The following is an 11,867-nucleotide window of genomic DNA, read 5'->3' as shown; positions in this document are numbered from 1 at the left end:
CTGCCTCAGTGATTGTGGTGGTCGTGACCCTGGCCGCCGGCATGGACGGAGGGCAGTTGTACCGCGTCAGGCAGAGCGGCGTCTAGGGGGGTGGCGCTGATCATCGCCAGATGTATGCGCTGAATCCAATACTGCTCAAGGGTTTCAGCGTGCTCGCGCCAGGCATCGAATTCCCGCGCCCTGGCATTGAGCAGTTCAAAGGCGCCCACCAACATAAAGTTGTATTCGCGCAGGCGCAGGTCCACTTGCCGTTGCCATTGCGGGATGACCTGTTGTTCCAGTTGCTCAACGTTGGTACGGGTAAGTCTTAATCGGTTAGCCAAATCCGGGAGTTGTGTACGCAGTTCGAGCTCCCTGGCATTCACCAGCGCGTCGGCGCGCAATAACTGGGCGCCAGCCCCGGCCCTCCGCGCCTGGTTACGGTCGAACAGGGGCAGGCCAATCGACATCGAGGGGCCCGTGCTGTACCCGCCGTCAGAATCGCGCTCGACATCGATCCCGATGTCCCATTGGGTGATCCCGCCCTGGCGCGCGTAGAACGCCTGGCGATGCTCTGCAACGGCTTGGACTTGCCGTGCGATGCGCAGGTCCAGCCGCTGTGTCAGGGCGTGGTCTGTTAAGGCGGCAACGTCTATCTGTTCATCGTTTGGCAGTTGTGGCAGGGTGACCGGCAACTCCATCATGGCGGGATGTTCAAGGCCCAGTCGCAGCGCTAGTGTGGTTTGCGCTTGCTGGGCATCGGCCTGGGCGCGGCGCAGGGCACGCTGGCTCTGTAACTGCTGGTCTCGGTAATGCAGCAAGCTCAGTTCTTTAAGGTTGCCGGCCTCGTGCAGGCGTTCCGCCAGCAACAGGGCTGTTTCCGCTGCATTCAGGGCCAGCCGGGCGACAGCTTCACGGTGGCTGGCACCCACGGCATGGAAGTAATCCTGCTGAACCTGATACAGCTCCTGGTTCAGGGTGTCCAGCAGGTCAAGCCGTGCGCTGGTTAGCGCTTCCTCCGCCAGGGTCTTTCGTAAAGAGTGGGTCATCAAATCCAGCAGGCTTTGGCTCAGGCCCAGCCCCAGCTCCCAACGGCCACCGCCATCCGGTCGCATGGCTGACACGGCGAGGGTCGGGTTGCTTAGCATTTGTGCCTGTAGCTGTTCTGCTTCAACGATGCCTAACCGGTGTAAGTGCGCGCGGATATGTGGGCTGTTGACCAGCGCCAGGTGTTGCGCGGTTCCGGGTGTCAGCGGTTCAAACAATAAGTCGTCGACCTGTTCAAATCGCTCTTGCTCGGACAATTCCAGAGTCTGGTGAATCTGGCCCCGCGCCGGAGACTGCAACAGCGGGTCGAGATCGGCCTCCAGTTGCGAATAATCAGGGGGCGCCATCGTGGCACAGCCCTGCAGAAACAGGACGGCCATAGCTCCGCCAATCAGGTTTTTCATGGTTGTATTGCCTCAAAGTCACCAAGGGTCATGCCGTGGCGGTCAATGCCGCGGCAGGTTCAGGTTTTTGGTTAACTGAGGTTTTGTGGTGGGTGGAATAGCGGGTCGGAGATAATACTGTCGGCACTTTCTGCGTGCCGCATAACTGGCGTGGCCAGATCGGGACTGGCTGCGGGAGCGTACGAGGGGATCAACGTTGTGCAGACTTGGCAACACTGCTGGCAAGGATCGGCGTGCTGGGCGTCCGGGTGTTTATGATTGGCGTGGTGGCCGGTGTCGTTTGACGCGCTGTAGTGATGCTCGTGGACGGCTTCATGGGAATTCGGAGCATGGTGTTGATGCAGGGAAGACGGTTCGTCTGCAGCGGTCTGTGCCGAGTGAATGTCGCAATGTAACAGGCCAGCCGCTAGCCCCTGGACGGGCAGCCATAAGATGAGCATGATAATCAGAGAGCGACGTTTGAGCGACATCCTTGCAAGTTTCCATATTGCCTTGTCATAAGTCAATATTCCGCAGAACACGAGCGCAGGGCGCCCCCGAGGGCCAGTGTAGTCAGTGCCGGTGCTGGCTATAATGGTGCACGGTGAACTGTTAAACAGGACTCTACGCCCATCAAAAACAAAGCTCCTTTCACGCTCCGCCCCTACCAGCAGGAAGCTGTCGACGCCACGCTGAATCATTTTCGCAAGTCGGACGAATCTGCCGTCATCGTGCTGCCAACCGGCGCCGGCAAAAGCCTGGTGATTGCCGAACTGGCCCGCCTTGCCAGGCGCAAGATTCTCGTACTCACGCACGTGAAAGAGCTGGTGGAGCAGAACCACGCCAAATACGAGAGCTATGGGTTAGCCGGTGGCATCTTCTCCGCTGGGTTAAAGCGCAAAGAGAGTCAGCATCAGGTCACCTTTGCCAGTGTACAGTCGGTAGCGGCGAACCTGGATCAGTTCCGGGATGAGTACTCGTTGGTGATCATCGACGAGTGCCATCGGGTCAGCGGTGAGGAAACCAGCCAGTATCAACAAATCATTGACCTGCTGAAACAGCAGAACCACTCCCTCAAAGTACTCGGGCTGACCGCCACGCCCTATCGCCTGGCCATGGGCTGGATCTATCGCTATCACTACCGGGGCTTTGTTCGCAGCGAAGACGACAAGCCCTTCCAGCACTGCATCTACGAACTGCCGTTGAGCTATATGATCAATCGGGGCTATCTCACCCGGCCTGAGTTGGTGAATGCAGCGGTGGCGCAATACGATTTCTCGTCGCTGGCTCAGGACCGCTTTGGCGAATACGCGGAGAAAGACGTCAATCAGCTGCTGAGCAAACACAAGCGGGTGACACGTGCCATCATTGAACAGGTGGTGGAACTGGCCGCAGACCGCCAGGGCGTGATGGTTTTCGCCGCAACGGTGGAGCATGCACGGGAGATCACCGGCTACTTGCCGGAGAACCAAACCGCTCTGGTGACCGGCGCCACCGATCAGAAAGATCGGGATCTACTGATTCGGCGCTTCAAGCAGCGGCAGCTAAAGTACCTGGTGAATGTATCTGTGCTCACCACGGGCTTTGATGCGCCCCATGTGGACCTGATCGCTATTCTTCGCCCTACCCAGTCGGTGAGCCTGTATCAGCAGATGGTGGGCCGTGGTCTTCGCCTGGATGAGGGCAAAAAGGATTGCCTGGTGATTGATTACGCCGGCAACCATATGAACTTGCATCACCCGGAGGTTGGGGAGCCAAAACCGAATCCGGACAGTGAACCGGTGCAGGTGTTCTGCCCTGGCTGCGGGTTTGCCAATATTTTCTGGGGTAAAACCGACAGTGACGGCCGGGTGATTGAACATTACGGGCGCCGTTGCCAGGGGCTGCTGGAACCCGCGGAGGGGGATGGCACGCGCGCCCAGCAATGCGACTACCGTTTCCGCTTCAAGGAGTGCCCCCACTGTGGTGGCGAGAACGACATTGCGGCCAGAAATTGCGGGCACTGTCGTAAAGCGATTATCGACCCGGACGATCAGCTAAGGGATGCCCTGAGGCTCAAGGATGCCGTGGTGATTCGTTGTGCGGGGATCACCCTGGGCCTTGGCGGAAGCAAGCTGAAGATGACCTACCACGGTGAGGATGGGGAGGAGCTTGGCGAGTCGTTTGATTTCAGCAAGCCGGCACAGCGCCACGTGTTTAACAAACTGTTCGGCCGCAGATTTGCGAACGGCCAGGCTCCAAAAACCTTCGGTAAGGCGGAGGAGGTACTAGAGTTGCAAGCTCTGTTGCCGGCGCCGGATTTTGTGATTGCCCGTAAGCAGAAGCATTATTGGCAGGTACAGGAGCGGATATTTGATTATCGGGGGCAGTATCGGAAAGCGAATGAGGTGTGATTACTTCAGCCTTACAACTATAACCAAGGAGTAAATGTATGTCTCTGGCCGAAAAGATCTGTCTTTCAGCGGCGTTCCTGTTCTTCATGACGGGGCTTCTCACTGGCATCTGGAAATACCGGCACATGGCCCGAAGCGAGGACGCTTCGTCGCCGACCTATGTCGACATCGCTCACCGCAGTTCACTGCTCTACAGCTTTGCGGCACTGCTGTTGGCTGCGTTCAGTGCCCGCAGTGTTTTTGCGGACTGGGTGAATGTTGTGGCGGCTGTCTCGGCCTTAGCATTTTTCGCGTTTGCCATTGGTACCTATATCCTCCATGGCCTGCTTCAGGATACCGACAACCAACTGCGCCGCCCTCATCGTTTGGGAAAGCGACTTCTACCGCCCTGGATGACTGGGGTATTCATGGTGCTGCTGATACTTGGGGAAGTGGGTGGTAGCCTGGTTTTGGGAGTAGGAGCGATGCTTGGCATCTGGCAGGGCTAGAGAGGCTCGTTTGCCATTCGTCACTGCAGTACCGCTGGAGTCGTTGCTGCAGGTTACAATGGGGCATTTTGAAGCGCCGCGGAGCCCCTGATGTCCCTCAAGAAGACCCCAGATCTCTATGAAAAGTTGATTGTCCAGGCATGGGATGAGAACGGGAGGGCCTGGATTGATGCCGTTCGGGATCACGGAATCCGTGCGCCGGGCGTGGCGTCGCGTGACGCTTTGCTTGCCGCAATCAATGGCCATGTTCAGCCGAACTCTCGGGTCCTGGATGTGGGATGCGGAGAGGGCTGGTTAGTGGATTTACTGACCGGGTCCGGTTTTCGCGCCGTCGGCGTGGATGCATCCCGCGAGCTAATCGAATACGCCCAAGAGCATCGCAAGGGGCATTATGTGGTTGGAGATCAGTCTGATCTCGCTAAGTTGGGGCTTGGAATATTTGACTTGGTCGTCTGTAACTTTTCACTGTTTGGCGATGAAACTGTGCGCCGATGCGTTATGTCTGTCCCTCAAATGCTGACCCCAGGCGGCGTGTTGATTATCCAGACACTGCACCCGATGATGTTCAGCGGAAACGAGGTGGCCAAGAGCGGTTGGCGGGAAGGCACCTGGGCCGACTTGCCCGGCGATTTCGGTGAACCGTCTCCTCTTTATGTTCGGACACTGGACGACTGGAGCCGGTTATTCAGTGAGGCGGGTTTAGGCGTTTCCCGGATGCTGGCACCAACTGCAGGAAATGCCGATCCCAAGAGCCTGATTTTTGTTGTTTCCCGATGCGAGAGGACTGGCCAGTAAACGTCGGCTGGCTTGGCAAGGAGTAACAGGGCAAGAATCGGATGGAAACGCCTGGCAATGTCCGTTGTAATAACCCCGTGCTTGGCGAATATAGGGGAATGACATGCCGTTGCCAGTGGAGCAGGAGATGCGGGCTGTCCTGGAATCCGGGGACGACCGCCAGGAGGGGGATTCACGAATGACCCGACTGGTAAGAATCGCACATTATATTGAAACGCACGCAGACGAGCCGCTGACACTGGCAGGCTTGGCGACTATTGTTGGGCTTTCTCCCTCGCGGTTACAAAGGCAATTCAAAGAAGCGTTTGGTGTTTCTCCCAAAGCTTATCAGGACGCGGTGCGGATGCGCTACTTCAAGCAATCCCTGAAAAATGGCGATAAGGTCACGGATGCGATCTTTGCCTCTGGGTTTGGTTCCGTCAGCCGGGTTTATGGGGAAGCGCACCGCAATATTGGAATGCCGCCCAGGGCCTATCGGGCCGGGGGTGAGGGTGAGGTCATCGTCTACGCTTGTCGACCCACCTCTCTGGGCTTGATGGCCATGGCCGCAACGGATAGGGGCGTCTGTTTTGTCCAGTTTGGTGACAGTGAGTCCTCGTTGGTGAGTGGTCTGAAAGCAGAATTCCCCAAGGCCGAAGTGAGGGCGTCACCGGCCCGGAATGCCCCGGAGCTTGATGCCTGGGTGGAGGCTTTGGATCAACACATCAGCCAAGGCGCCCCGAGGCCGGATCTGCCGCTGGATATGCGAGGGACGGCTTTTCAGATGAAGGTGTGGCAATTCCTGTTGAGTATCCGGGAAGGCGATGTGCTTAGCTATAGCGAATTGGCCGCGAAGATCGACAAGCCCAAAGCGGTGCGGGCCGTGGCCTCTGCCTGCGGCAAAAACCGGATAGGCGTGCTGATTCCCTGTCACAGGGTGTTGCGGGGAGATGGCGGGCTTGGTGGGTATCGTTGGGGCTTGGAGAGAAAGCGAGCGTTGCTTGACGCAGAGCAGAAACAGCAGAGAGCTGACGACGGTTCTTAGGGAGGCTACGTTGGCGACCAGACTTCTCCATGTTGCATTACCCGAAACTCCGATTCGCTCAACCCTTGTCTCTCCAGCGCCAGCCGCAGTCGCCGTGGTGGCTCATCCATGGGCTCATCAGTGAGTACGAAGGTGCCCCAATGCATGGCGACGGATTGGCGGGCGCCAATGTCCTGATGAATCCTGACCGCCTCTTCCGGTGCCACGTGCACCGGGGCCATGAACCAGCGCGGGTCGTAAGCGCCGATCGGTAGCAGCGCCAGATCAATGGGTGAGAACAGCTCGCCGATATGCCTGAATATTCCGCCGTAGCCGGTGTCCCCGGCGAAATAGAGACGGAAATCGTCGATTTCCAGAAGCCAGCTACACCAGAGCGTGGTGTTGGTGTCCGTTGCGGTGCGGCCGCTGAAGTGCTGGGCTGGCAGGCAGAACACCTCCTGATCGTCGGCTATACGGTCAGACTGCCACCAGCCCAGTTCTACCAGGTTATGGATGCCGCGTTTTTCAAACCAGGGGCGCAAGCCCATGGGAATACAAAAGCGCAGGTGTGTCCCGAAGCGCCGGTGCAACTGGCGCACGGTTGCTTCGTCCAGGTGGTCGTAGTGATTGTGTGAGATCAATACCAGGTGGATAGGCGGCATGTCTGCCACGGTCAGGGCCGGCGGTGTGTGCCGCTTTGGCCCGATCAACTGGAAAGGGCTGGCACGGTCTGACAATACCGGGTCGGTCAGCACGTTCAGGCCCTGATGCTGGAACAGGAAAGACGAGTGCCCCAGCCAGACCAGTTGTGGCTTTTGGGGTGGCTTTGCCAGCAAATGGCCATCCGGGCGCAGCAGTGTGTAGCGTTTACCCTGGGGGAAACGGCGGCCGGGCGCTAACTGCCAGCGCAGGAAATCCCCCAGACCGTGGCGGGGTACAGGCTCAAGGTTTCGATACCTTCCCCCATGGCAATGGGGTTCTGCGGCAAGGGCAGCAAGGCGTTCACGGTTGATGGTCATGGGTTAGGCTCGCCGATTGGAATCAGTTCAGCAATATATTTTTGTTTCAGATAGACTGGGAGCGCTGATTCTGGCATTTAAGCCAAGACCTGATATGGAAAACAATATGAGTAAGAAAGCTGTTAAAGCTACCTTAACATCTGCCGAAATTGAAGCGCAGACTGCAGCCTTTTTAAAGTCCGGCGGTCGTGTTGAGCAGGTGGGCAAAGGTAAAAGTGGGCAACTGACTTCCACCGGCACAAAGCAGATCAACCTGAAAAGCAGTTGATGATCTCGGGGTAACCCGGTTACTCGGCATCCGGCTCCAAGAGCCGAGCCCCGGGGCCTCGCTCGCCCAATTCATCCCAGGGGTTCCTTAGCCGGCAGGCGTCGATAGACAGGCAGCCGCAGCCAATGCAGTCGCTGAGTTGGTCCCTCAGCCCGGTGAGCATGTCTATGCGGCGGTCCAGGTCTGCCCGCCAGAGCTCTGATAGGTGTTTCCAGTCGTCAGCGGTAACCGAGCGATCCGTTGGCAGTGCGGCCAGGGCATCGCCGATCTCGGCCAATGGAATACCAAGCCGCTGCGCCACCTTGATCACCGCGATTCGCCGTAACACATCTCTCTGGAAGCGCCGCTGGTTGCCCGCGTTGCGCCAGCTCTTGATCAGCCCCTTCTGTTCATAAAAGTGGATGGCCGATACCGCCACGCCGCTGCGCCTGGCAACTTCCCCAACACTGAGCGTGGCTCGCAGCTCCTGATTATATTCTGTCTTCATGATTGCCTCCGAGGGGCTTGGTCTGGCTATTCTCCCGATAGCCATTTTCCATGATTCTGTTTGTTGACCTCAACTTAACTTTAGGTATTAGGCTGGCGGTGCAGTGACAAACCGTTCAATCAGTGACGCATCAGGAGAATGTCATGAAACAGATTTTTCCAGACCTTTGGCAAACTGACGTCGAGAATCCATTCCCCGGACTTACCACTCACGCCTACCTGCTGACGAGAGAAGAAGGCAACGTGCTCTTCTATAACACTGGCCACGAGCATGAAATTGATGCCATGGCCACCCTGGGTGGCGTTGATTGGCAATTGTTGAGTCATCAGGATGAATTGGGTAAATCACTCTTGCGGGTGCGTGAACGCTACGGAGCCAAGCTGGGCGGGCATGCGCTTGAGCGGGAATCCTTCGCGGAGATCCTGGAGCCGGACCTTCTGTTCACCGGAAGACAGACACTGGCTGGCAACATCGAGGTGATTCCAACCCCCGGCCACACACCTGGCAGTACTTGTTTTCAGGTGAAATCGGCGACTGGTAAGACCTACCTTTTCACGGGCGACACGGTTTATCGAAACCGAAAAGGGCAATGGAGCAATGGCTTCATCAAGGGTTGGAGTGACCGTGACACTCTGGTGGCCAGCTTACGGATGTTGCGTGAGTTGCAGCCAGATGTGGTCATTTCCAGCGCATTTGCCGACAAGGACGGTTACCAGGAAATGTCGCCAAACGATTGGGCACGCCACGTGGATAGCGCACTGCAGCCTTTGCTTACGGCTGGGTAAGTCGGGTTATGGGTCGCACTGCTATACTCGATGAACAGTTGAGGTCGTTAGTGGGGCGAGCAAAATGGATGGAGGAAGTGGCGAGCCGAAGGCCGATTCGAGCCGGAGGACGAATCCGGCGGCCTTCTTTCGAGGATTCCTGCGGGAACCGGGCCAGGTTGGCTCTGTTATCCCCAGTTCGAGATTTCTGGAGCAGCGAATCGTTGAAGCGTCTGGTCTATCTGTCGCCCGACAGGTCGTGGAGCTGGGCCCCGGTACGGGCGGCACCACGCGCGCATTTCTTCGTCACCTGGGGCGAGACGCGCGGCTTCTGTCAATTGAGCTGAGCCCTTTCTTCCATGAGTTGCTTGGCGACATTGTTGACCCCCGCTTTTGCAACCACCTGGGCAGCGCCGAGGATCTCACCGAGATTCTGGCTGTTCACCACATGAAACAGCCGGATGTGATCATCTCTGGGATTCCCTTCTCAAAGATGCCGGCAGCTGTGGCTCATCGTGTCGTACAGGCGGTGAATGACAACCTGGTAGAGGGTGGGCGGTTTATCGCCTACCAGTTCCGCCGAGATGTCGCCCGGTTTACCGATCCGGTAATGGGGGCTCACACCAGCTGTACGCTGGAACTGCTGAACATTCCGCCCATGCGGGTATACAGTTGGTTTAAAGGTGGGGGTGGTTGAGTTTTTCATAACCAGGAAAGTTAACCTACTATTAGGAAGTGGTTCACTCACTGAAGGAATAGGTTATGAACACCATGATCAGGACACAGCGTGTCACGTTTGGTTTGATCCTTGCCGCTTCGATGGTCGCCGGTGCCCATGGGGCAACGCCCGCGCCTGAGGGGGCGGCGGTGTATTTTGTGACACCGCTCGACGGGCAAACAGTGAGCTCTCCGGTGACGGTAAGGTTTGGCCTGGAGGGCTTGGGTGTTGCGCCAGCGGGGGTGGAGCGTGAGAAAACAGGGCACCACCATTTGCTGGTTAATGTGGATGACCTGCCCCCGATGGACAAACCGATCCCTGCGGATGACCGGCATATTCATTTTGGGGGAGGCCAAACCCAGACCACTCTGGAGTTAGAGCCGGGCGAGCACACACTCCAGCTTTTGGTTGGTGATCACCTGCACATTCCCCATGAGCCGCCAGTGATGTCTGAGAAAATCACCATCACGGTGGAGTAGGGAGCGCAAACCTAGTCGCTCAGATTCAGCCCCATATCCCAGAAGTCGATTTCCAGGCGGGTGGCATCCCGGAAGATATGGGATAGCTGTTCAAACCGGCTAGGGGTTACGTCGGCCAGGCGTTCATCCAGCCAGCGGATTTCCGCCTGCATGGCGCCCTGGAATTCGTCGCTTTCGTACATGGCGATCCAGGCATCGTAGGGGTTGGCTTCGCCCCGCAGGGTTCCTGAGCGCTGGTTCAGCCAGTTGGCGATTTCGCCGTAACCGACCATGCAGGGCGATAGGGCCACATGCAGGTCCAGCAGGTCGCCGCGATTGCCTGTATCCAGCACGTAGCGGGTGTAGGCGAGGGTGGCACGGGCTTCTGGCAGGCTGTTCAGTTCCTGTTCTGAGATTCCCCACTCCGTACAATAGCGGATGTGCAACCCCAGCTCGGTATCCAGAATGGCCAGCAGCCCGTCTTTGGCCTGCAACAGATCTGCCAGTGTCGGGCTTTTGTAGGCCGCCAGGGCATAGGCCCGGGCAAACTGGATCAGGAACAGGTAGTCCTGTTTCAGGTAGTGTTGGAAAGCTTCCGGGGCCAGTGAGCCGTTACCCAGCTGTTGCACAAAGCTGTGTTCGACATAGGCTCGCCACTCGGCAGGAAAAGCGTTTTTGAGGTCTTCGAACTGATAGGGCATTGAGACTCCACGGCGGTGTTTGTCGAGTTGGTTTTGAGGGCCCGAGGCTGGTTCTTTGCTATTATGCCCGCACCCTTTTTTCCTTCATACAGGAGCCTGACCATGGCACAAGCATCTCTCAAGGAACAGCTCGGCAATGCGGTGAAAGACGCAATGCGCAGCAAAGACAAGGACCGGCTGATTACCCTGCGTATGGCCCAGTCTGCCATCAAGCAGATTGAAATTGATGAGCGCCGCGAGCTGAGTGACGACGATGTGCTGAAGGTGTTGGACAAGATGCTAAAACAGCGCCGGGATGCCGCCAGCCAATACGATGACGCCGGCCGGGGTGAGCTGGCGGACAAGGAACGGGCGGAAATGGCGATTATTGAGGAGTTCATGCCGGCGGCGTTATCCGAGGAAGAACTGGACGGCTTGATTGCTGAGGCGATCAGCTCAACCGGTGCCCAAGGTATGCAGGATATGGGGAATGTGATGAACGAGCTGCGCCCGAAAGTGACGGGCCGGGTGGATATGGGGCAGTTGAGCAAGAAGGTGCGGGCCGCACTGGCGGGCTGAGCACCGCCCCCTTTTGTTTTGAAGGCGAGGGCCACGGGCCCTCGCTGCTATCCTCAGGCGAAGTCGTACTCGCCGCCTTTCTCAAGGGCCTGCTGGTAAGCCGGCCGGGCATGTACTCGCGCCACCCAGGCAGAGATGTGGGGGCGGCTTGCACCCACAATACCGCGTGCCACCGAGGCTTCCAGCGGGAAGCTCATCTGGATATCGGCTGCGCTCAGTTCGTCCCCCAGGAACCAGGTGTTCTTCGCCAGGTGCGCTTCCACAAAGTCCAGATGGGTTTTGATCATAGGGCCGATGAATATCTGGTTTGTCTTGTCGGCGATGCCTTTCGCCACCGGCCGGATGAAAAATGGCATCGGACTGGTTTTCACTTTCTCAAACACCAGCCGCATGACCAGAGGCGGCATCAGTGAGCCCTCGGCGTAGTGCATCCAGTAGGTGTAATCCAGCCATTGCTGGCCGCCGTTTTGGGGCAGCATGGTGTCTTTGCCGTAGGTGTGGGCCAGGTACTCAATGATGGCGCCGGACTCCGCCACCACCAGATCACCATCGGTAATCACCGGTGATTTCCCCAGCGGGTGCACCTTTTTCAGGCTGGCGGGGGCCAGCATGGTTTCAGCGTCGCGCTCGTAACGTTGAATTTCGTAGGGCACGCCCAGTTCTTCGAGCATCCAGAGAACCCGTTGTGAGCGGGAGTTGTTGAGGTGATGGACTGTAATCATGCGGAAGCTCCGTTCCCGTTAAAAAGAGTGTTCGGGTAGTAGAATAGTGTGACAGAGGCCTTTTGGTTCACCTTTGGTGTTATT

At 57.6% G+C, this 11,867-nt stretch carries 14 protein-coding genes; 9 read left to right on the top strand and 5 right to left on the bottom strand.

Annotation, left to right across the window (positions count from 1 at the left end):
• Window positions 1-5 precede the first annotated feature (5 nt).
• Window positions 6-1,430, bottom strand: a complete 1,425-nt coding sequence (locus RVM24_RS11400; protein ID WP_374812481.1) for a TolC family protein — start codon at window positions 1,428-1,430, stop codon at window positions 6-8.
• A 611-nt stretch (window positions 1,431-2,041) separates the two neighbouring features.
• On the opposite strand from RVM24_RS11400, the gene RVM24_RS11395 reads away from it, so the two are divergent.
• From RVM24_RS11395 to RVM24_RS11380, 4 genes are all read left to right on the top strand, one after another.
• Window positions 2,042-3,802, top strand: a complete 1,761-nt coding sequence (locus tag RVM24_RS11395; RefSeq protein ID WP_374812551.1) for a DEAD/DEAH box helicase family protein — start codon at window positions 2,042-2,044, stop codon at window positions 3,800-3,802.
• 38 nt (window positions 3,803-3,840) lie between these two features.
• Window positions 3,841-4,290, top strand: coding sequence for a hypothetical protein (locus RVM24_RS11390; protein ID WP_106694861.1), 450 nt, complete (start codon window positions 3,841-3,843; stop codon window positions 4,288-4,290).
• A 90-nt stretch (window positions 4,291-4,380) separates the two neighbouring features.
• The gene (locus RVM24_RS11385) at window positions 4,381-5,085 is read left to right on the top strand and encodes a class I SAM-dependent methyltransferase (RefSeq protein ID WP_374812479.1); all 705 of its coding nucleotides are present in this window, start codon (window positions 4,381-4,383) and stop codon (window positions 5,083-5,085) included.
• A 103-nt stretch (window positions 5,086-5,188) separates the two neighbouring features.
• Window positions 5,189-6,109 carry a bifunctional transcriptional activator/DNA repair enzyme AdaA gene (locus RVM24_RS11380; protein ID WP_374812477.1) on the top strand — a complete coding sequence of 307 codons (921 nt, stop codon included), beginning with the start codon at window positions 5,189-5,191 and terminating at the stop codon, window positions 6,107-6,109.
• A gap of 5 nt (window positions 6,110-6,114) precedes the next feature.
• Here the strand turns inward: RVM24_RS11380 and RVM24_RS11375 are convergent, their stop codons facing one another.
• Window positions 6,115-7,107: an MBL fold metallo-hydrolase gene (locus RVM24_RS11375; protein ID WP_374812475.1), complete on the bottom strand. Its 993-nt coding sequence runs from the start codon at window positions 7,105-7,107 to the stop codon at window positions 6,115-6,117.
• Window positions 7,108-7,123: 16 nt separating this feature from the next.
• On the opposite strand from RVM24_RS11375, the gene RVM24_RS11370 reads away from it, so the two are divergent.
• Window positions 7,124-7,375 (top strand): hypothetical protein, encoded by a 252-nt coding sequence (locus RVM24_RS11370; RefSeq protein ID WP_374812474.1) that lies wholly within the window; start codon window positions 7,124-7,126, stop codon window positions 7,373-7,375.
• 19 nt (window positions 7,376-7,394) lie between these two features.
• On the opposite strand, the gene soxR is transcribed toward RVM24_RS11370, so the two are convergent.
• Window positions 7,395-7,862 carry a redox-sensitive transcriptional activator SoxR gene (gene soxR, locus RVM24_RS11365; RefSeq protein WP_374812472.1) on the bottom strand — a complete coding sequence of 156 codons (468 nt, stop codon included), beginning with the start codon at window positions 7,860-7,862 and terminating at the stop codon, window positions 7,395-7,397.
• 143 nt (window positions 7,863-8,005) lie between these two features.
• Here soxR and RVM24_RS11360 point away from each other — a divergent pair, with 143 nt between their 5' ends.
• The 3 genes from RVM24_RS11360 (at window position 8,006) to RVM24_RS11350 (ending at window position 9,823) form a co-directional block, all read left to right on the top strand.
• On the top strand, window positions 8,006-8,647 hold the full coding sequence (locus tag RVM24_RS11360; RefSeq protein ID WP_374812470.1) for an MBL fold metallo-hydrolase: 642 nt from the start codon (window positions 8,006-8,008) through the stop codon (window positions 8,645-8,647).
• A gap of 64 nt (window positions 8,648-8,711) precedes the next feature.
• Entirely contained in the window at window positions 8,712-9,323 is a 612-nt protein-coding gene (locus RVM24_RS11355) for a class I SAM-dependent methyltransferase (protein WP_374812469.1), read from the top strand.
• Window positions 9,324-9,388: 65 nt separating this feature from the next.
• The gene (locus tag RVM24_RS11350; protein WP_138437058.1) at window positions 9,389-9,823 is read left to right on the top strand and encodes a DUF4399 domain-containing protein; all 435 of its coding nucleotides are present in this window, start codon (window positions 9,389-9,391) and stop codon (window positions 9,821-9,823) included.
• A gap of 11 nt (window positions 9,824-9,834) precedes the next feature.
• Here RVM24_RS11350 and tenA read toward each other — a convergent pair whose 3' ends face one another.
• Entirely contained in the window at window positions 9,835-10,503 is a 669-nt protein-coding gene (gene tenA / locus RVM24_RS11345; protein ID WP_374812467.1) for a thiaminase II, read from the bottom strand.
• A gap of 102 nt (window positions 10,504-10,605) precedes the next feature.
• Here tenA and RVM24_RS11340 point away from each other — a divergent pair, with 102 nt between their 5' ends.
• Window positions 10,606-11,061: a GatB/YqeY domain-containing protein gene (locus RVM24_RS11340; protein ID WP_374812465.1), complete on the top strand. Its 456-nt coding sequence runs from the start codon at window positions 10,606-10,608 to the stop codon at window positions 11,059-11,061.
• A gap of 53 nt (window positions 11,062-11,114) precedes the next feature.
• On the opposite strand, the gene RVM24_RS11335 is transcribed toward RVM24_RS11340, so the two are convergent.
• A complete protein-coding gene (locus RVM24_RS11335; protein ID WP_342630948.1) occupies window positions 11,115-11,783 on the bottom strand; it encodes a glutathione S-transferase in 669 nt (222 codons plus the stop codon).
• Window positions 11,784-11,867 lie beyond the last annotated feature (84 nt).

This window comes from Marinobacter sp. KM021, from assembly GCF_050707965.1.
Lineage (GTDB): Bacteria > Pseudomonadota > Gammaproteobacteria > Pseudomonadales > Oleiphilaceae > Marinobacter > Marinobacter shengliensis.
This window is presented reverse-complemented; position numbering and strand designations above follow the sequence as displayed.